Origin of the sequence: Streptomyces sp. NPDC005551 (assembly GCF_042871785.1) — a bacterium.
Taxonomy (GTDB): domain Bacteria; phylum Actinomycetota; class Actinomycetes; order Streptomycetales; family Streptomycetaceae; genus Streptomyces.
Map to the genome: position 1 here is coordinate 274128 of NZ_JBIAJE010000007.1, position 17787 is coordinate 291914.

Consider the following 17787-nt stretch of genomic DNA (forward strand, 5'->3'; position numbering starts at 1 on the left):
CGGCCCCCTGAGGGAGGGGGCGCGGGCGGCGGCGGGGGAACGGGAGCGTCAGACGTTGACGCCGAAGTCGGACGCGATGCCGGACAGGCCGGAGGCGTAACCCTGGCCCACCGCACGGAACTTCCATTCGGCGCCGTGCCGGTACAGCTCCCCGAAGACCATCGCGGTCTCGGTGGAGGCGTCCTCGGACAGGTCGTAGCGGGCGAGCTCCTGACCGCCCGCCTGATTGACGACACGTATGAACGCGTTGCGGATCTGGCCGAAGCTCTGGCCGCGGCTGTCGGCGTCGTGGATCGAGACCGGGAAGACGATCTTGTCGACACCGGCGGGTACGGCGGCGAGGTCGACCTTGATGGACTCGTCGTCGCCCTCGCCCTCACCGGTGAGGTTGTCACCGGTGTGCTCCACCGAACCGTCCGGGCTCTTCAGGTTGTTGTAGAAGACGAAGTGCTGGTCGGAGAGGACCTTGCCCGCAGCGTCCACCAGGAGCGCGGACGCGTCGAGGTCGAAGTCTGCGCCGGTGGTGGTCCGCACGTCCCAGCCCAGACCGACGAGGACCGCCGTCAGGCCCGGCGCCTCCTTGCTGAGCGATACGTTGCCACCTTTGGACAGGGAAACTCCCACGCTGTTCTCCTCCGCGTCAGGGCCAGTTGGGCACCCGCACCGGAATGGGCGGACCCGTACGAAATCTACACGGGCCGGCCTCCGGCCGGTCGGCGGAGCCGTCCGCTTGCGGTGCCGGCAACCCCCGTGGAAGCGTTGATCATTGGTGGGTGAGGGCGGCGAGTAGCGGGGGTAATCGGAGAGGGTGGTGTGCACAGGCCCTCGGACCAGGGCTCGGGGGCCGCCCAGCGCGCGAGGTGGGGCGGGGCCGGACGGCATCCGGCCCGGACAACGGCCGGCGGGAACAGAGGAGTGTCGGTGAGGGAACAGCGTCAGGACCGCGACTGGACGGCTATGACGCCGGGAGACTTCGACCGGGACGCCCCGCTGCGGCTGAGCATCGGCACGGGGCCCGCCGCGGTGCCGGCCGAACCGGACGAGTACGGTACCGAGCCCCTCTTCGGCAACGAGACACCGGTCCGGAACTCCGGCCGTCGCGCCCGGCGCCGGTCCGCGCCCGTCGACCAGGAACAGCTGTTCTGACCGGCCCGCCGCCCACGCATCCGCAGGCTCGGCGCCCACGCACGGCCGCGTGACGGCAGGCCCTTCAGGCGTCGAGGGCCCGGCGGAGAGCGGGGTAGCAGGGGATGACCGCGTCGAGGCCGACGATCTGCATGACCCTCAGCACACCCTCCGGGGGAGCGGCCAGGCGAAGCCAGCCCTGCGCGTCCACGGCGGCCCGATGGGCGCAGATCAGGACGTTGACACCGGTGGAGTCCATGAAGGTCACGCCGCTGAGGTCGACCACGATTCGCGGAGCGGAGGTCGGGCCGTCCCGGAGCAGGGCCTGCTGGAGGTGGTCGCGGATGCGGTGGTCGATCTCGCCGCGCAGGGCCACGATCCGGACGGCGTCGACGGCGGAGGTGCCGATCGACAGCGGCGCGGGTCGTACTGCTTCGTGAGCGTCTGCCACCGATTTCCCCGACTGCACTCGCTGGTGGGCCCTGCGGGCGACGACATGTGTGGAGAGCCTGCCCCGCCGGTGCGCGGAAATGCACCCGTGCCGGCCCCGGACGAAGAAGCGCGGATGCATGGGTGGGGGAGCGCGGGGTAGGCGCGCGCGTGAACGGGGGAACGAAGGTGGATTTGGTGGAGTCAGGTTCCGGCAGCGAGGAAGGCGGCGACGGGATGCCGGCTTCCCGACCGACGAAATTTGCCGTCGCTCTCGAAGGTGACGGCGCCTGCATCGCCGAGGGCCGGCGTTTCGCGGCCGCTTTTCTCACCGGCGTCCAGGCCGAGCAGGGCATCCCGGTGTCCGCGCGGGCGATGGACCTGACCCAGCTGGTGGTCAGCGAACTGGTCACCAACGCCCGCAAGTACGCCCCTGGGCCCGTGCTGCTGGAACTGCGCATCGTCGATTCCGCGGTGGAGGTGACCGTCTGGGACAGCGATCCGCATCTCCCGGAGGCCCGGGACGCCGACCCCGGCCGGGTCGGACAGCACGGTCTGGAGATCGTCATGGCCGTCACGTCGGGCTTCGAGGTCGAGCGGGAGCCGGTCGGCAAGCGCATCACCGCTCGCCTCGCCCTGACGGACGGGACGGAAGGAAACCCCGGCGTACGCCCGTAGTGGCGAGTCCGGACGTGTGCGGCCGACCAGGACGGCGCGAGCGTCCGAGGCCGGCACGGCCGGGCGGACCGCACGGTGAGCCGTGGGCACGCGTCGGCCCTCCCGTGGGGAGGGCGCGGGAGGGACGGCGCGGTCCCGCCCGGACCACCGCGTACGGACAGGACCAGGTGGTTTCCGCCCCGGAGGGGAGGATCACCGCGGTCCCAGCATGGCACTGCATTCGGCCACACAACAGTGTTGTGACTGAAACCTGTCGCGGGAAGACGGCCCGGTCCGCGCCCCTGGAGCGGACGCCCGGAGCCGGCCGCCGCGGACGTCCCCGGCACGTCGTCACGCGGGCGCCGCACCCGGTCCCGCGGGTGTCGCCGTACCGGGTGTCGTCAGGCGCGGACCCGGCGGCTGATCAGATGCGTACGCAGTCGTTGCAGCGGCGGCAGGAGACCGTAGACGACGATTGGCACCGCGACGGTGGCCAGGACCAGGGTGCGCAGGATCATCGGCGCTCCGTCGAGCAGGCCGAGACCGCCCAGCAGCAGTTGCAGAACGGTGAGGGTGGGGAAGACGGCCAGCCAGATCATCAGCGCCATGTGATGTCTGGGCGGTGGGCCGACGCGCGGGGCCGGTCGGGTGGGGGAGTACTCGCTCATGTCGGGTTGATCCTCACAGGCTGACGAAGGTGCGGAGGGACGGGGTCGACGCGCGGGAGCGGTTTCACAGGCCGTGCCGGCGGTCGCCGAGGACGGCCTCGGTGACCTGGCGTTCCATCTCCGGCGAGAACGCGGGGAGTCGGGCGCCGCGGTCCCCGGGGGCGCGTGGGACGACACCGCCCGTCGAGTCGGAGTCGGGGGCGGAGTCGTCGACCGTGGCGGTGGACCCGCCGGCTTCGGTGTATCCGTTGACTGTCATGCCGCCAGGTTGCGTGCCAGGCGGACGCCGTCCCACTTTTGTTGCTGTTTCCGGGACAAGTTTGCTGTTCCGGCCACAGGGCGGTGCAATACCGGTTCGGCAGCACCGGCGGACACCCCGTGGAGATACTCAGCCTCTTCGACCACCGGGGCGAGCACATACGCGTACGCACCCGGCCCCGCTGACGCGCCCGAAAACCGGTGGAGCGGCGCCGCCCCGCGCCACTACCGTGCTGGCGAACCACGTCGTCTGAGCAAGGACGTCCCGTTGTACACCCTGTGAGACCTCCCGAGCGATGAATCGTCGCGCGTCGCGCAAGTGCGCCGCGCTCCTTTTTGCTGCGGACTTCTCACTGAAACCGGTGTACTTCTGTGCTCGAAAACTGGGTGGTCATACCCACCTGCCTGCCGCTCGTTCTCCGTCGTTGCCACGTATGCGCGTCCGAACGCTTCCGGGCGGACGGCAAGTTCCGCGTCAACGCACACCACAAGCGCATCGACGCCTGGCTCCTCGTGCTCTGTACGGCCTGCGGGGAAACCGCGAAGCTGACGGTCCTGGAGCGCGTGAACGTGCGCTCCGTACGATCCGAACTGCTGGACCGGCTGCACTCCAACAACCCTGTGCTGGCAGCCGAGTTGCTCCAGGACCCGGACATACGGCGTCGCAATCGCATCGCCCTCGACTGGGACAACGCCTGGCGCCTCGAAACCGGTGGATCGGATCATCCGGACCGTGAGGTGGTCGACGTCTCGGTCCGCTTCGCGGCGCGGATTCCCGTCCGGCCGGCCCGACTGATCGCCGAAGGGTGCGGCTTTTCGCGGGCCGAGGTCGAAAGACTCCTCACGGAAGGGCGGCTCGTTTCGGCGGTCCGCCTGAGCGGCAGGCTGTCCGACGACTTCACGTTCACGCTCAAACGCTGAGCGGTTGACGGCCGTTGAAGGGCCTGCGGTGGCACAAGTGACCGGCCGGCCGGGGCGGCGGCGCGCGTGCGGGTCACCGTCATCGAGGACGGCCGGGGCCTGTCCTCGATGACGGCATCGTGACCGACATTGCCTACCGTCTGCCGCCTGCCGGGCGGCCCGGCCTCACTTCAGGTGCCGGTCCAGGAACCGGCACCCGTCCTCCAGCTCGAACCACGGGGTGCCGGTGTGCCCTCCCGGATTGGCGTGCAGTGTCTTCTCCTTGCTGCCGAAGGCGTCGAACAGGTCCAGGGCCCGTTGCCGGGGGTTCCCGTGGTCGTCCCACTGCAACAGGAACAGCAGCGGAATGGTGACCTGCCGGGCCTCCTCACGCTGGGCACGGGGCACGTACCCCCCGGCGAAGAAGCCCGCGGCCGCGATGCGCGGCTCGACCACTGCCAGCCGGATACCGAGGGCGGTCCACCCCCCGGAGTACCCGACGGGGCCGCCGATCCCGGGCAGCTCAAGGAGGGCGTCCAGAGCGGTCTGCCATTCCGGGACCGCGTTCTCGACCAGCGGGCCGATGAAGGACTCGAAGATCTCGTCGACCGGCTCACCGGCCTGCATCGCCCGCCGGAGGTCGGCTCGGGCCTGCTCGTCGGCGGCGGAACGGGGCCGGTCACCGCATCCGGCGGCGTCGATGGTGGCCACCGCGTAGCCGCGCGCCGCGGTGTACCGGGCCCGGGCCACCAGCCGGGGTTCCGCCTTGGGCAGGCCGTTGTTGTGGGCCATCAGGACCAGCGGGACCGGTGCGGCGGATGCGGGCGTCCACAGGGTGCCGGGGATCTCGCCGAGGGTGAACTCGCGCTCGACGACGCCGTCGTCGAGGGGCTTCTCAGAAGTGATGTGCATGGTCGTGCCTTTCGGGAGTGCCCTTGAACGGCGCTCCCGGACGACCTATCGCCCGACCGTGACCCCGGAGGGGAGCACCCATGTCGATACTGCGTTCACGGGTACCACCTCCTCGTTCTCTCGCACGGCCTCCGGGAGACTAGCAACGGTCGCCGTGTTCCGCCATTGATTTCTCGCGGAGGCCGCCGGATGCGACCAGGCATGTCCGAAGTGGTTTCCGGATGATGTATGGCGCAGGCCCTACGCTCACGGCATGACCTTGGAATGGGAACAGGTAGTCGTTCACTCGGTGGATCCGATGGCCCTGGGACAGTGGTGGGCCGAGGCTCTCGGCTGGGTCGTCGTCCACTCCTCCGACGAGGAGTTCGAGATCCGCCAGGAGCCGGACCGCCTGCCGGGACTGGACTTCGTCCGGATCGACGAGAGCAAGAAGGCCAAGAGCCGGTTGCATCTCGACTTCAGGCCCGATGACCAGGACGCCGAGGTGGCTCGGCTGGTGGCCCACGGCGCACAGCGTGTCGACATCGGCCAGGGTGTCCAGCCCTGGGTTGTATTGGCGGACCCCGAAGGCAACGAGTTCTGCGTCCTCGGCCAACGGCGCCAGTAAGGGCGGACGCCACGCTGCGAGGCGGCGCCCCGGACAGGCAGGCGCCGGGGTCACAGGCCTCGGGCGTCGGCGAGGCCGGCGGCCCGACCGAGCACGCGGATCGGGACGCGGCCCGTGCCGTGCGCGTCGTTGAAGGACGCGACCGAGTCGACGGTGTCGCCGAACTGACGGCGGATGGTGTCCAGCACGACGCGGGCGGCGTCCGCCTCCAGGCCCCGGTCGCCGCCCGCCTCCCTGCGGAGCGCTCCCAGCAGACAGACCGCACCGTCTTCGTCGGTCAGCGCACCGGCACACCAGCCGTCCGTCTGCACCCGGTGGTGGGCGCGCTGCAGGAGCGCGGCCACCGGCGTGAGGTACGGCGCTGCCGACGGCGGGAGGGCCGGGGGCAGCGGGACGGTGACGACGTCGGCCAGGTCGAACGGCTCGGTGGGGATGTGGGCGGTGCGCACCTCGTGGGCGACGGCGGCTTCCTCCAGCCGGACGGTCATGGCCGCGTCCGCGGCGGCCATGCGGGCCTCCAGAGTGAGTGCCGCGGACGGCGGAGCTGCGGCTGCCGCGGGCTGCCGGTGCGGAGCGATGACTGGTGCGGGCGCGGGGTCTGACATCGGGTCCTCCCGGGACGTCGAGAGCCCTGCCGGGGCCGGTGGTCTCCCCTCGTTGTGCGGGAGTGGGGCCTTCCGCGGCGTGCGCCACGCTGGTCCGAGAGCGGGAATTCAGCCGGTCGGCGCGCCACAAGCGCGGGCCGAGGCAGGTACCGGGACTGCGCGAAGGGGCCGAGCCCACCGCTGCACGGCCGGTGGCAGCCCCTGACCTTTTCGGCGGCGATGCCCGACCATGCCGTTACCGCGCCCTCCACCTCGTCGTTCTTGTAGCGCGTTGCCGACTCACGGGGCGTTCTCTGCCCCTGCGGTAGGCCGAGGGGCGCTGCTCGACGCACGGAACAGGGGGCTTTGTGGTGAGCGGGTGGGTCACTGTAGGTCTCGGAGTTGCGGCCCTGTGTCCGCTGCCCGGCTTCTCCGGCGCGGGAACCGGCGTGGAGATCGATCACGCCGCCGCCCACATCGTCGTATGCGCTCCCGGGGTGTGGGTCGAGATCGGCGAGACCCCGACCGCCCCGGAGACCGAGCCCCCCACCCCGGCGCCCGTACCCGCCCCGTCGGCCCCGGTGCCGCCACCGGCTCCTCCCGCCCCGCCCGCGGCTGCGGCCCCACCGGCCCCGCACGGTGCGCCGCCGCGAGCGGCACCGCGGAGAGCCGCACCACCGAGGACACCGGCGGCCGCTCCCGAGCCGCCGTCGGTCCACCGGGTACGGCCGGCCCGACCCGCCCCGCCGGACGCGCCGGCCTTCCGCTGGGTGCCGCGGCGCCACTACACCGGCGGCCCCCGGCGCCCCGTCCCCGTCGGCATGTCGACGGTCATGACCACGACCGTCGTCACCACACCCGCGATCCTGGCCGCCGCCGCCCTGCGGCCCGGGTCCCGTCGGCGCAGCCGCGGCTGACCGCCGTCCACCACGGTCAGCCGCGCTCGACCGCCGTCCACCGGGTCAGGCGCGCTCGACCCCCCTCCACCGCGGTCAGCCGCGGCTGACCGCCGTCCACCACCCCCACTCACGTAGTCCTGGAGTTCTCCCGTGCCGGAATGGATGATCTACACCCTGGCTTCCGTGCTGGTCTGCGCCCTGGTGATCGCGGTCACCGTGATGCGCCATCGCCGCCTGGCCGACGAGGACACGTCGCAGACACCCGACGTGCTGGAGTACATGGTGATGATGGTGGGCGTCGTCTACGCCATCGTCCTGGGTCTGGCCATCGCCGGCGTGTGGGAGGCCCGCAGCGCCGCGGAGGACACCGTCCAGCGCGAGGCGCAGGCTCTCTACGAGATCAACCAGCGCCTGGACGTCTACCCCGCCGCCTTCCGCGGTCAGGTGCGTGACCACATCGACACCTACGCCCGCCATGCCGTCACGGCCGAATGGCCGGCCATCCAGGACGACGAGGACCCCGGAGCCGAAGGCGCCCGGCTGATGGGCCGCATCCGGGCCGACATCGCGCACCACTCTCCCGCCGACGAACTCCAGGCCCAGTCGTATCAGCCGCTGTTGGACCAGGTGGCCGCCGCGGACGACGCCCGGCACCAGCGTCTCGACAGCGCCGGCACCACTCTTCCCGGCGTGGTCTGGTTCGGCCTCATCGCCGGGGGAGCCGTCACCCTCGGCCTGCTCTACACCCTGCAGATCCGCCACTCGCCACGGGAACTGCTCCTGGCCACCACCTTCAGTGCGCTGGTGGTGCTCCTGCTGTTCATGGTGTGGAGCTTCGACGCCCCCTTCGGGCACTCCGGAGCGGACTCGGCGCAGCCCCTGCGGGACCTGTACGCCACCAGTGTCTGACGGGCGCCATGGACTCGGGCGCCCTTCACGAGCGCCATTCCCGTGATCCGGCACCCGGATCCGAGGAACCAATCCGGCGTTGTTGTTTGATTCCCCCGGATCCGGGTGCTCGTCACAGTGGCCACACATCGCGAACCGATTTTCCGGACTCACTGACCGACTTCGTTCAGGAGTGAACCATGACGACCGGACTGGAACCGCGCCCGCGCGCCGTGGGCCCTCCGGACGAGGGCCCGCCCGACGCCCGTCGAGCGCGCAACGGCTCGCCCGGGGTCGTCATCGACCTGACGCTGCCGGCCAAAGCACTGAAGAACCACGACGGCCGCAGGAGTGGCCGCACCGCACTCGCCACCGCGGCGGTCGCGGCGATCACCGCCACCGACGTCTGCGCGGCCGTGATCCGTTCGAACAGGAGCATGCCCATGGAACTCACCGCGAGCACGACCGTGATCCGATCTCCGCAGGAGGTGTACGCGCACTGGCAGCAGTTGGACAGGCTGCCGACCTTCATGACCCACCTGGACGAGGTGCGGTCCACCGGAGGACGCACCAGCCACTGGAAGGCGTCCGCGCCCTTCGGCACCAGCGTGGAGTGGGACGCCGAGATCGTCAAGGACGTACCCGGACAGATCCTGGCCTGGCGGTCCCTGGAAGGCGCCGACATCGACAACTCCGGCGAGGTCCGGTTCGTTCCCGCGCCCGGCGACCGGGGGACCGAGGTCCACGTCACCCTCCGCTACGACGTCCCCGGCCGCGCGCTCGGCAAGGCCGTGGCGCGCTACTTCGGCGAGGAGCCGTCCCAGCAACTCGACGACGACCTGCGCCGGTTCAAGCAGGTCCTGGAGACGGGCGAGGTAGTCCGTTCGGAAGGGGCGCCGGGCGGCAAGCAGGCCCGCCAGGAGTTCCCCCAGCACCCCGCCCAGCCGCTCACCAAGGCCGAGCTGAAGGAGGCACTGTCGTGAAGGCGACCTGCTGGATGGGAAAGAACAAGGTCAAGGTCAAGAAGGTCCCCGACCCGTCGATCCTCAACAGTCGCGACGCCGTCATCAAGGTCTCCTCGACGGCGATCTGCGGATCCGACCTCCATCTGCTCGACGGTTACGTCCCCAGCATGCAGAAGGGGGACATCCTCGGGCACGAGTTCATGGGCGAGGTCGTCGAGGTCGGCCCCGGAGTCGACGGCAGCAAGCTCCAGATCGGCGACCGTGTCGTGGTGCCGTTCCCGATCGCCTGCGGCTCCTGCGCGGCGTGCCAGGCGGAGCTGTACTCCTGCTGCGAGAACTCCAACCCCAACGCGGGCATCGCGGAGAAACTCTTCGGTCATCCCACGGCCGGGATCTTCGGCTATTCGCACCTCACCGGCGGCTACGCGGGAGGCCAGGCGGAGTACGCGCGCGTGCCCTTCGCCGACTTCAACCCGCTGAAGATCGAGTCCAACCTCTCCGACGAGCAGGTCCTGTTCCTCTCCGACATCCTCCCGACCGGGTACATGGGCGCCGAGATGTGCGACATCCAGGACGGGGACGTGGTCGCCGTGTGGGGCGCCGGACCGGTGGGGCAGTTCGCCATGGACAGTGCCCGGATGCTCGGTGCGGCGAAGGTCATCGCGATCGACAAGGTGGGCTACCGGCTCGACATGGCCGCCGCCGAGGGCTACACCACCATCAACTTCGATGAGGTTGACGTGCGTTCGGCCCTGCTGGACCTGACCGGCGGGCGCGGGCCGGACAAGTGCATCGACGCGGTGGGCCTGGAGGCGACCCACGGCTCAGGACACGTGCATCTCTACGACAAGGCCAAGCAGACGGCGCGCTCGGAGACCGACCGTCCGCACGTGCTGCGTCAGGCGATCATGTCGTGCCGCAGCGGAGGCATCGTCTCGGTCGTCGGCGTCTACGGCGGCTTCGTCGACAAGTTCCCGGCCGGGGCCTGGATGAACAGGTCGCTGACCCTGCGCACCGGGCAGTGCCACGCCCAGCGGTACATGAAGCCCCTCCTGGAGCGCATCGAACGGGGAGAGATCGACCCGACGCGAGTGATCACCCACACCCTGCCGCTCAGTCAAGCGCCCCACGGCTACGACATCTTCAAGAACAAGCAGGACAACTGCGAGAAGGTCGTCCTGAAGGCCTGACCGGTACCCCGCACGACCGCACGGCAGCCCTACCCCCGCCAGTCCGGCAGCCCGACCACACGGCAGCACGGCCGCACGGCCGCACGGGCCGTGACGACTGACCCGTCGCCGCCGTGCGGTCGTGCCTGCACTGACCGCACGTGTCCGTCGCCTGTCGCCGGGTCCTCAGGCCCTGGTAAACGCCTATCGGATTCATGCGCGAGACGGGTCCGCGGCCCCCATGTCCACGGCACCTCGTACCAGTTCGGGACACGCAGGACGCATCCGGTCAGCGGCGGTCCGACCGAGTGCTCGCCCCGGACCTGTGACCGCGACCATGGTCCTCTCGGAGTTCGGAAAGCCGGTACACGTGACGGTTCCGAAGGCCGGGAACACCTTCCCGATACGGAACGCCACCGGCGTGCTGAACGGCTGATCCGGTGGCCGACGCAGCCCGGCCGCGGTCACGGCCGGTGCTGCCGTCCCACGTCAGGGGCGTCCGCGCTACCGGTCGGTCGGCGCGAGTCCGCTCACGCCGACATCGCCTCCCCGCCGCCTTCGGCGTCCTCCGCGCAGGCGGCGGCCAGCTCGTCGAGTGACAGGTGCAGGGCGTGGGCCAACGCCGCCACGGTGAAGAAGGCCGGTGTCGGGGCCCGGCCGGTCTCGATCTTGCGGAGGGTTTCCGCGGACACCCCGGCTGCTGCTGCCACGTCGACCATGCTGCGGTCGCCGCGGGCCCGGCGCAGCAAAACGCCGAAGCGCTCTCCGCGCTGCCGCTCCTGCGGACTCAGAGGAACTCTCACCATGCCCGTGATACTAATACCGGTATAAGTATTGGGCGACCCCGCACGGCAAGGAGCCATGACGCATGGTGGAGATCAAGACCGACACGGCACTGCAGGCGATGCGAGAAGCGGGACGTGTCGTGGCGGACGCCCTTGCGTCCGCCCGTTCGGCGGCGGCCGTGGGAGTCCGCCTGCGGGAGCTCGACGAAGCCGCCCGCGCCGTCCTCGCCGAGGCCGGCGCACGTTCTCCGTTCCTGGGCTACCGGCCCTCCTTCGCACCCGTCCCCTTCCCGGCCGTGATCTGCGCCTCCGTCAACGACGCCGTAGCGCACGGCATCCCCGGCGACTACCGCCTGCGCGACGGTGACCTGGTCAGCGTCGACTGCGGCGCCGAACTCGGCGGCTGGACCGGCGATGCCGCGATCAGCTTCACCGTCGGCACCGCTCGCCCCGCGGACCTCGAACTCATCGCCGCCACCGAGCAGGCCCTGGACGCCGGGATCGCCGCCGCCACCGTCGGCCACCGGATCGGTGACATCTCCCATGCCATCAGCACGGTCGCCCGCAAGGCCGGCTGCGGCATGCCGGCGGACTTCGGCGGCCACGGCATCGGCCGCCAGATGCACGAAGACCCCCACGTCCCCAACCACGGGCGGCCCGGCCGCGGGTTCCCCCTGCGCCACGGCCTCACCCTCGCCATCGAGCCCATGCTCATGGCCGGAGGACACAACGACTACTACACCGACCCCGACGGTTGGACCCTGCGCACCATCGACGGCAGCCGGGCCGCCCACTTCGAACACACCATCGCCATCACCGAGGACGGACCCCGCATCCTCACCCTGCCCTGACGTCGGATCGCGTGGTGTCCAGATCGCGGCGCGCAGGCGGCCCGCCTCGTGCCCTCGACCGTTCCGCCGAGGCGGCGCGGGGCCCCGGGCCGGGGGACCGTGCAGGCCACCGGCGGAAGTCAGCGAAAAGGCCGATGAGCGCCTCCAGGGAGCCCATCGGCCTTCCGTCGCCGTGTCGGTCAGCGTCGGTCAGCCGACGTGGAAGGAGCCGGCGTCGAAGGTCTTGACCACGATGTCACCCACGCGGACGTGGCTGCCGTCCACCCAGCCGCCGTCGATGTCGGAGTCATGGGCGGCAGCGGGGGACGCGGCGAGGAAGCCGACAGCGGCCAGACCGACCAGCACCAGGGAAATACGCCGAAGCATGGAATTCTCCTTCGAGTGAGGGACTGCCACGACTCTTGCCCAGCCGCCGGTCCGCCGCACGCCGGGTCGACCGAGCGGGTGGCGCCGGGCGCTGCCGGAGGCGCCGTGTTCACCGCCCGGTCCCGCCCGTTCGGACAGTCACCCGGGCGGGCGGCGGCGCGCGACCGGCAGGCATGCCCACCCGACCGGAGCGGGCACGGAATGTCGGGTCCGGCAGGAGGCGCGCTGCCTAGCGTGGTGATCGGAACGAAGGAAGGAGACCGGGCGTGCTGGAGCGGCTCAACCAGTCCATGGAGCACATCGAGCGTCACCTGGACCAGCCCGTCGACGTCGCGGAGCTGGCGCGGATCGCGGCCACGTCGGAATATCACCTGCGCCGGATGTTCTCCGCCCTCGCGGGGATGCCGTTGTCGGAGTACGTCCGGCGCCGACGGCTGACCGTCGCGGGCGCAGAAGTGCTATCGGGGCGCGAGTCGTTGCTGGACATCGCCGTGCGCTACGGCTACGGCTCGGGCGAGGCGTTCGCCCGGGCGTTCCGGGCCATGCACGGCGTCGGTCCTGGCGAGGCCAGGCGCGTCGGCGCCGCTCTCGTGTCCCAGCCCCGGTTGACCTTCCGCCTCACGGTCGAAGGGAACAGCAGCATGCGCTACCGCGTGGTGGACAAACCGGACTTCAGCGTCGTCGGCTTCAAGGCCCGCGTGCCACTGGTGCACACGGGACCGAACCAGGCGATCATCGACTTCGTGCGCGGCATCGAACGGCAGACGCTGGAGCAGCTGGAGAAGCTCTCGGACCAGGAGCCGCACGGCATCCTCGCGATCTGCGACGACCTGGATCCGAGCCGCGCCGAAGGCACCGAACTCGACTACTACCAGGGGGTGATCACATCCGAAGCCGCTCCGGAAGGTGCGTCCACCCTCGGGGTCCCGGCCGGCACCTGGGCGGTCTTCACCACCTCGGGGCCCGTACCGGAGGCGATCCAGTACCTGTGGCGGGACGTGTTCACCGAGTGGTTTCCGTCCAACCCGTACCGCAGTCGCCCCGGCCCCGAGATCCTGCGGACGCGCCTGTCACCGGAAGGCGCGGTGGCGGACGCCGAGCTGTGGCTTCCCGTGGAGCGGGAGCAGGGCTGAACGGGCGACGTCACGGCAGGGCAGCCCGTCGGGCGGACTCACGGGGCGTCAAATCGGTGGCCGGAATGACGGATTGGCCTCTGCCCGCCTGGGGGAGGGACCAAGGGCATGTCATGTGCACGACTGCCTACCCCCACAAGGAGGTCGACCATGCACGCCCGAACCACGACCGGCGGTCTGGCTGCCGCTCTGTTGCTGTCCCTGCCCCTGCTCGGCGGCCAAGCCGCCGCCGCGCCGTCACCGAGTGCCGAATCCGTGTCATCGGCTCGCGTCGTCACCTACGACGCGAGTGGCTCCGCCGAGTTCAGGTCCGCGGTCGACCGGGGCGCCGCCATCTGGAACGAAAGCGTCGACGGCGTCGAACTGCGCCCTGTCGCATCCGGACAACGCGCCAACATCCGGGTTCTCGCGGACAACGGCTGGCCCCGCGCCCTGACCACCTCCCTCGGCAACGGAACCGTCTACATCGGCAGGGAGGCCGTGAACCAGGGCTACAACACGATCCGCATCTCCTCCCACGAACTCGGGCACATCCTGGGGCTGCCCGATCGCAAGCCAGGACCCTGCTCCAGCCTGATGTCGGGCTCCAGCGCGGGTGTGGCGTGCACGAACCCCTATCCGAACGCTGCCGAAAAGGCAGAGGTGGAAGGCAACTTCGGCGCAGCGCTCGTCGGACGGACCGGATCGGTCGCGCGCGAAACGGTCACCGTCGGCTGACGTTCGCACCAGCGGCAGTGCCGACTTGACCCCGGCCCCGGAGGTGTCCGCACCTCCGGGGTACCGGGCCCTCGGTCACGTTATCGGCGCGGACAAGCGGCTCGGTCGGCGACGCCAGGTACCTGTCGGCTGCGGCCGTTTGGCTCACCTGATGACACCGAGTCACCGCAGCCGCCGTCCGCCTCAGCCGCCTGTACCCCCGTCGGACTGCTGCTGTCCCTGCCCAACCGAACCAGCCGGAACTTTTTCGGCCAGTCCGCCGTCCGTGAAGCCCGCGCCCCGGGGGCGGGTGCGCGTCGCGGAGGCGAATTTCTGTCAACGGCCGTGGCCCGCATGAGGATTGCCCCACGCGGTCACTACGATCAGAGCCCAAGACAACCGATCGACTGGTGCGAGTGGAGAGTGCCGGTCGGGGTCGCCGTCGCCAGGGACCGCTCCCCGGGCTGCGGTGATCTCCCTGCGTAGGAGGACCTTCCGCATGTTCCGAAGTATCGGGAACGCCGTCGTCCGACATCCCGTCTGGACGATCGTGGCATGGCTGATCGCGGCGGTGGCGATCGTCGCCACCGCTCCGACCCTGCCCTCCAGCAGCGACGAGAGCAGCTTTCTGCCCAGCAGCTATGAATCCATCAAGGCGGCCGATCTTCAGGAGAGGGCGTTCCCCAGCACCTTCACCCCGTCCGCGATCGCTCTGTACCAGCGCACCGACGGGGGCAGACTCACCGCCGCCGACAAGGAGGATGTCGCCCGCATCACCTCCGAGCTGGGCGACAAGCACATCGACCAGGTGCAGAAGGTCGTCCCCGGCCTGCCGTCCAAGGACGGCAGGTACACCACGACCCTGGTCCAGATGGACAGCAAGAACGCCGGCCAGCCCAAGCAGGCCGACGCGGCTGACATCCTGCGCACGGACGTCAAGAAGCTGACCAAGGGCACCCAGCTCGAGGTCAAGCTCGGTGGTTCCGCCGCGCAGGCCCTGGACCAGGAGGAGTCGTCCAGCCGGGGTCAGGCGCTGATCGGCATCGGCACCTTCGTGATCATCCTGGTGACCCTGCTGATCATCTTCCGGGCACCGATCCTGGCCGTCCTGCCCCTGGTCCTGATCGGCCTGGTGTCCGCCATCGCTAACGGGCTGATCGCGTACGCCACCAAGCTGTTCGATCTCCAGGCGAACAGTTCGATCTCCTCGATCCTGATCGTCGTGCTGTTCGGCGTGGGCACGGACTACTTCCTCTTCCTGATGTTCCGCTACCGCGAACGGCTGAGGGCCGGCGAGGAACCCAAGGAGGCCATGGTCAACGCGGTCGGCCGGGTCGGTGAGGCCATCGCCTCGGCCGCCGGGGCCGTCATCATCGCGTTCCTCGCGCTGGTGCTGTCCACCCTCGGGTTCCTCAAGCAGATGGGCCCGGCGCTCGCCATTGCGGTCGCCGCCACCCTGGTCGCCGGACTGACCCTCATCCCGGCCGTGGTCTCCCTCATCGGCCCCAAGGTGTTCTGGCCGTCCAAGTCCTGGCAACGGGAACCGGAGAACGCGCGCTTCGCCGCTCTCGGCCGCGGGGTGCAGCGCCGCCCGGCACTGACCGCCGCGCTGTCCGGTCTCGTCCTGGTAGCGCTCTCGCTCGGCATGTTCGGGTACAACGCCACGTTCGACCTGGCTTCGGGGTCCATGCCGGACACCAAGGAGTCCATGGTCGTCCAGGACGAGATGCAGAAGGCGTACTCGGCAGGCGCCGCCGCGCCCACCGACGTCTACCTGTCCAGCTCCGACGGCAAGCCGCTGGACAAGGCCGCCTTCGGTGCGTACGCGCAGAAGCTCGGCGCCGTGGACGGCGTCGCGAACGCGCGGATGACGCAGCTGAACAAGGACGGCACCACGGCGGACTTCACCGTGACCCTCGAGTACGAGGCCTCGACGGACAAGGCGATCGACGCCGTCGGGGAGGTGCGCGACGTCGCCCACGACGCCGCGCCCGACGGCACCGAGGCCCTCGTCGGCGGCATGTCCTCGATCTACAAGGACATCGGCACCGCGGTCAACCACGACTACCGGACGGTCTTCCCGGTCGCCGCTCTTCTGATCATGGTGATTCTGGGGCTGCTGCTGCGCAGTGTGGTCGCCCCCCTCTACCTGATGGCATCGGTGGGACTCGGCTTCGGCGCCACTCTCGGCGCGACCGTCTGGATCTTCCAGGACAGACAGGGGCACTCGGGTCTGATGTTCATGCTCCCGGTGATCATGTACCTCTTCGTGGTCGCCATCGGCACGGACTACAACATCCTCATGATCGCCCGGCTCCGCGAGGAGGCACGCGAGGGCCGCGACCCGCGGGAGGCGGCCGGTATGGCCCTCCGGTACGCCGGACCGACCGTGGCAGCCGCCGGGTTCATCCTCGCGGCGACCTTCGCCACGATGATGCTGGCGGGCAACGCTCTGCTCACGGAGATGGGCTTCGCGGTCTCGTTCGGAATCGCGGTCGCCGCGTTCGTGATGTCGATGTTCTTCACGCCGAGCCTCACGGCCCTGATCGGCCACGCCGCGTGGTGGCCGGGGCACGGCGACCGGGCGGAGGGCACGCCGACCGGCGCGGCAGCGGGGTCCGACGGCTCCGGGCGGCCGGTCTCGGGTGAGGACCGGGGTTCCGTCGAGGAGGAGCCGTCCGGGCGCAGCCGGTGAACCCTGATCCCGGGCATCGGCCGGGCATCGGCGCACGTCTGTCCGCGGGCGCCGACGGAAGCCCGCTCGTGAGCGGCCGGGCACCGGACGCAAGTGACCACGGCGAGGACCTCCGGTGCGGCACTGCCCAGTGCCGCACCGGAGGTCCTCGTGTCTCCTCGCCGAATCCGGTTGAACGGGGGCCCCTCGACGGCCGGCTCGCCGCAGGGCGACAGACGCACGTCGGTCCCTTGCGTTGCGTAACCTATTGAGAATCGATAGATTTCCATCGCTGGTCGATGGAAGGAGAGGTATGGGAAGAGTGACCGTGCGCGCGCTGCGCGCCGTGATCGTCATGCTGCTCGCGGGCTCGGTGTTCGTGCAGGCGGTGATGGTGCCCCTGCTGGCCACGGACCTCAAGGGGGTCGACGACGACCTGGCCTTTCCCCGCACGTCGTTCCTCGTGATCACGGTCCTGGGCATCGTGGCGGTTCAGGTCGTCCTGGTCTGCGTGTGGCGGCTGGTCACGATGGTGCGGCTCGGAACGGTGTTCTCGCACGCCGCTTTCCGGTACGTGGACATCGTGATCGGCGCGGTCGTGGCGGCCGCCCTGCTGGTGTTCACCCTCGGGGTCGTCCTGGCGCCGGGCGAGGCCGTCGCCCCGGGGGTGGTCCTCCTGCTCGGCGGACTCGGCGTCGCGGTCCTGGGCGTCGCGCTCATCGTGCTCGTACTGCGGATGCTGCTCGCCCAGGCCGTCGCGCGCGACAGGGAGGCGGCGCAGATGCAGGCCGAGCTGGACGAGGTGATCTGATGCCGATCACCGTCGACATCGACGTGATGATGGCCAGGCGGAAGATGTCCGTGGGGGAGCTCGCGGAAAGGGTGGGGATCACGCCCGCCAACCTCGCGGTGCTCAAGAACGGCCGCGCCAGGGCGGTGCGCTTCGCGACGCTCGCCGCGCTGTGCGAAGCACTCGACTGCCAACCGGGAGACCTGCTCCGCTATGAGGCCGACGACGACAGGCAGCCCGTCGGGGCCACGGAGTCCGCGGACGGATGACGGCCGTGCACGGCATCCGCCGATCGCTTGCGGCAGCCAGAACCGGCGGGGGGGGGGGGGGGGGGCACCCCCCCCCCCCCCCCCCCCGCCGGGGGGGGGCGGGGGGGGGTGGGGGGGGGGGGGGGGGGGGGGGCGGGCGGGGGGCCCCCCCCGGGGGGCCCC

General features: G+C 70.5%; 22 protein-coding genes. 13 read left to right on the forward strand and 9 right to left on the reverse strand.

The annotated features are described in order from the left end of the window. Window positions 1–48: 48 nt before the first annotated feature. Window positions 49–624, reverse strand: a complete 576-nt coding sequence (locus tag ACFYP4_RS21900) for a TerD family protein (protein WP_358853233.1) — start codon at window positions 622–624, stop codon at window positions 49–51. 333 nt (window positions 625–957) lie between these two features. On the opposite strand from ACFYP4_RS21900, the gene ACFYP4_RS21905 reads away from it, so the two are divergent. Then, a complete protein-coding gene (locus tag ACFYP4_RS21905) occupies window positions 958–1146 on the forward strand; it encodes a hypothetical protein (RefSeq protein ID WP_358853241.1) in 189 nt (62 codons plus the stop codon). A 64-nt stretch (window positions 1147–1210) separates the two neighbouring features. On the opposite strand, the gene ACFYP4_RS21910 is transcribed toward ACFYP4_RS21905, so the two are convergent. Next, window positions 1211–1576 carry an STAS domain-containing protein gene (locus ACFYP4_RS21910; RefSeq protein WP_358853234.1) on the reverse strand — a complete coding sequence of 122 codons (366 nt, stop codon included), beginning with the start codon at window positions 1574–1576 and terminating at the stop codon, window positions 1211–1213. Between the two features lie 215 nt (window positions 1577–1791). On the opposite strand from ACFYP4_RS21910, the gene ACFYP4_RS21915 reads away from it, so the two are divergent. Then, window positions 1792–2232 carry an ATP-binding protein gene (locus ACFYP4_RS21915; RefSeq protein ID WP_358853242.1) on the forward strand — a complete coding sequence of 147 codons (441 nt, stop codon included), beginning with the start codon at window positions 1792–1794 and terminating at the stop codon, window positions 2230–2232. A 380-nt stretch (window positions 2233–2612) separates the two neighbouring features. On the opposite strand, the gene ACFYP4_RS21920 is transcribed toward ACFYP4_RS21915, so the two are convergent. Together ACFYP4_RS21920 and ACFYP4_RS21925 are read right to left on the reverse strand one after the other, a co-directional pair. Beyond that, on the reverse strand, window positions 2613–2879 hold the full coding sequence (locus tag ACFYP4_RS21920) for a hypothetical protein (RefSeq protein WP_358853235.1): 267 nt from the start codon (window positions 2877–2879) through the stop codon (window positions 2613–2615). A gap of 64 nt (window positions 2880–2943) precedes the next feature. Further along, window positions 2944–3138: a hypothetical protein gene (locus ACFYP4_RS21925; protein ID WP_388787242.1), complete on the reverse strand. Its 195-nt coding sequence runs from the start codon at window positions 3136–3138 to the stop codon at window positions 2944–2946. 371 nt (window positions 3139–3509) lie between these two features. Between ACFYP4_RS21925 and ACFYP4_RS21930 the strand changes: the two genes are divergently transcribed. Then, on the forward strand, window positions 3510–4058 hold the full coding sequence (locus ACFYP4_RS21930; protein ID WP_388787245.1) for a DUF1062 domain-containing protein: 549 nt from the start codon (window positions 3510–3512) through the stop codon (window positions 4056–4058). A gap of 165 nt (window positions 4059–4223) precedes the next feature. Here ACFYP4_RS21930 and ACFYP4_RS21935 read toward each other — a convergent pair whose 3' ends face one another. Continuing rightward, window positions 4224–4949, reverse strand: a complete 726-nt coding sequence (locus ACFYP4_RS21935) for an alpha/beta hydrolase (protein WP_358855839.1) — start codon at window positions 4947–4949, stop codon at window positions 4224–4226. A 253-nt stretch (window positions 4950–5202) separates the two neighbouring features. On the opposite strand from ACFYP4_RS21935, the gene ACFYP4_RS21940 reads away from it, so the two are divergent. Continuing rightward, window positions 5203–5556 (forward strand): VOC family protein, encoded by a 354-nt coding sequence (locus tag ACFYP4_RS21940; protein WP_358855840.1) that lies wholly within the window; start codon window positions 5203–5205, stop codon window positions 5554–5556. A gap of 50 nt (window positions 5557–5606) precedes the next feature. On the opposite strand, the gene ACFYP4_RS21945 is transcribed toward ACFYP4_RS21940, so the two are convergent. Then, a complete protein-coding gene (locus ACFYP4_RS21945) occupies window positions 5607–6161 on the reverse strand; it encodes a hypothetical protein (RefSeq protein ID WP_358855841.1) in 555 nt (184 codons plus the stop codon). Window positions 6162–6924: 763 nt separating this feature from the next. After that, window positions 6925–7098, reverse strand: a complete 174-nt coding sequence (locus tag ACFYP4_RS21950; protein ID WP_358855842.1) for a hypothetical protein — start codon at window positions 7096–7098, stop codon at window positions 6925–6927. A 91-nt stretch (window positions 7099–7189) separates the two neighbouring features. Between ACFYP4_RS21950 and ACFYP4_RS21955 the strand changes: the two genes are divergently transcribed. The 3 genes from ACFYP4_RS21955 to ACFYP4_RS21965 all read left to right on the forward strand — a co-directional run bounded on the left by ACFYP4_RS21955 (window position 7190) and on the right by ACFYP4_RS21965 (window position 10082). Next, window positions 7190–7948: a hypothetical protein gene (locus ACFYP4_RS21955; protein ID WP_358855843.1), complete on the forward strand. Its 759-nt coding sequence runs from the start codon at window positions 7190–7192 to the stop codon at window positions 7946–7948. A gap of 179 nt (window positions 7949–8127) precedes the next feature. Continuing rightward, window positions 8128–8910, forward strand: a complete 783-nt coding sequence (locus tag ACFYP4_RS21960) for an SRPBCC family protein (protein ID WP_358855844.1) — start codon at window positions 8128–8130, stop codon at window positions 8908–8910. Beyond that, window positions 8907–10082: a zinc-dependent alcohol dehydrogenase gene (locus tag ACFYP4_RS21965; protein WP_358855845.1), complete on the forward strand. Its 1176-nt coding sequence runs from the start codon at window positions 8907–8909 to the stop codon at window positions 10080–10082. Before ACFYP4_RS21960 ends, ACFYP4_RS21965 begins: the two co-directional genes overlap by 4 nt. Before the next feature lie 509 nt (window positions 10083–10591). Here ACFYP4_RS21965 and ACFYP4_RS21970 read toward each other — a convergent pair. Beyond that, window positions 10592–10867, reverse strand: a complete 276-nt coding sequence (locus tag ACFYP4_RS21970) for a helix-turn-helix transcriptional regulator (RefSeq protein WP_358855846.1) — start codon at window positions 10865–10867, stop codon at window positions 10592–10594. Between the two features lie 62 nt (window positions 10868–10929). Between ACFYP4_RS21970 and map the strand changes: the two genes are divergently transcribed. After that, window positions 10930–11697 (forward strand): type I methionyl aminopeptidase, encoded by a 768-nt coding sequence (gene map, locus ACFYP4_RS21975; protein ID WP_388787251.1) that lies wholly within the window; start codon window positions 10930–10932, stop codon window positions 11695–11697. A 189-nt stretch (window positions 11698–11886) separates the two neighbouring features. Here map and ACFYP4_RS21980 read toward each other — a convergent pair whose 3' ends face one another. Next, the gene (locus ACFYP4_RS21980; RefSeq protein ID WP_358855848.1) at window positions 11887–12063 is read right to left on the reverse strand and encodes a hypothetical protein; all 177 of its coding nucleotides are present in this window, start codon (window positions 12061–12063) and stop codon (window positions 11887–11889) included. Between the two features lie 266 nt (window positions 12064–12329). Here ACFYP4_RS21980 and ACFYP4_RS21985 point away from each other — a divergent pair, with 266 nt between their 5' ends. From ACFYP4_RS21985 to ACFYP4_RS22005, 5 genes are all read left to right on the forward strand, one after another. Then, entirely contained in the window at window positions 12330–13196 is an 867-nt protein-coding gene (locus tag ACFYP4_RS21985) for a GyrI-like domain-containing protein (RefSeq protein ID WP_388787254.1), read from the forward strand. A 150-nt stretch (window positions 13197–13346) separates the two neighbouring features. Then, window positions 13347–13913, forward strand: a complete 567-nt coding sequence (locus tag ACFYP4_RS21990; protein ID WP_358855850.1) for a snapalysin family zinc-dependent metalloprotease — start codon at window positions 13347–13349, stop codon at window positions 13911–13913. Window positions 13914–14391: 478 nt separating this feature from the next. After that, window positions 14392–16587 carry an MMPL family transporter gene (locus ACFYP4_RS21995; RefSeq protein WP_388787257.1) on the forward strand — a complete coding sequence of 732 codons (2196 nt, stop codon included), beginning with the start codon at window positions 14392–14394 and terminating at the stop codon, window positions 16585–16587. Between the two features lie 292 nt (window positions 16588–16879). Then, a complete protein-coding gene (locus ACFYP4_RS22000; RefSeq protein ID WP_358853591.1) occupies window positions 16880–17377 on the forward strand; it encodes a DUF2975 domain-containing protein in 498 nt (165 codons plus the stop codon). Further along, window positions 17377–17625, forward strand: a complete 249-nt coding sequence (locus ACFYP4_RS22005; RefSeq protein ID WP_358853590.1) for a helix-turn-helix transcriptional regulator — start codon at window positions 17377–17379, stop codon at window positions 17623–17625. Before ACFYP4_RS22000 ends, ACFYP4_RS22005 begins: the two co-directional genes overlap by 1 nt. Window positions 17626–17787: the final 162 nt, after the last annotated feature.

Bases quoted from the DNA above. Each gene is read 5' to 3' on its own strand.
- ACFYP4_RS21905 (WP_358853241.1), top strand. From the start codon at position 958: ATGACGCCGGGAGACTTCGACCGGGACGCCCCGCTGCGGCTGAGCATC.
- ACFYP4_RS21915 (WP_358853242.1), top strand. From the start codon at position 1,792: ATGCCGGCTTCCCGACCGACGAAATTTGCCGTCGCTCTCGAAGGTGAC.
- ACFYP4_RS21920 (WP_358853235.1), bottom strand. From the start codon at position 2,879: ATGAGCGAGTACTCCCCCACCCGACCGGCCCCGCGCGTCGGCCCACCG.
- ACFYP4_RS21925 (WP_388787242.1), bottom strand. From the start codon at position 3,138: ATGACAGTCAACGGATACACCGAAGCCGGCGGGTCCACCGCCACGGTC.
- ACFYP4_RS21935 (WP_358855839.1), bottom strand. From the start codon at position 4,949: ATGCACATCACTTCTGAGAAGCCCCTCGACGACGGCGTCGTCGAGCGC.
- ACFYP4_RS21940 (WP_358855840.1), top strand. From the start codon at position 5,203: ATGACCTTGGAATGGGAACAGGTAGTCGTTCACTCGGTGGATCCGATG.
- ACFYP4_RS21945 (WP_358855841.1), bottom strand. From the start codon at position 6,161: ATGTCAGACCCCGCGCCCGCACCAGTCATCGCTCCGCACCGGCAGCCC.
- ACFYP4_RS21960 (WP_358855844.1), top strand. From the start codon at position 8,128: ATGACGACCGGACTGGAACCGCGCCCGCGCGCCGTGGGCCCTCCGGAC.
- ACFYP4_RS21970 (WP_358855846.1), bottom strand. From the start codon at position 10,867: ATGGTGAGAGTTCCTCTGAGTCCGCAGGAGCGGCAGCGCGGAGAGCGC.
- map (WP_388787251.1), top strand. From the start codon at position 10,930: ATGGTGGAGATCAAGACCGACACGGCACTGCAGGCGATGCGAGAAGCG.
- ACFYP4_RS21980 (WP_358855848.1), bottom strand. From the start codon at position 12,063: ATGCTTCGGCGTATTTCCCTGGTGCTGGTCGGTCTGGCCGCTGTCGGC.
- ACFYP4_RS21990 (WP_358855850.1), top strand. From the start codon at position 13,347: ATGCACGCCCGAACCACGACCGGCGGTCTGGCTGCCGCTCTGTTGCTG.
- ACFYP4_RS21995 (WP_388787257.1), top strand. From the start codon at position 14,392: ATGTTCCGAAGTATCGGGAACGCCGTCGTCCGACATCCCGTCTGGACG.
- ACFYP4_RS22000 (WP_358853591.1), top strand. From the start codon at position 16,880: ATGGGAAGAGTGACCGTGCGCGCGCTGCGCGCCGTGATCGTCATGCTG.
- ACFYP4_RS22005 (WP_358853590.1), top strand. From the start codon at position 17,377: ATGCCGATCACCGTCGACATCGACGTGATGATGGCCAGGCGGAAGATG.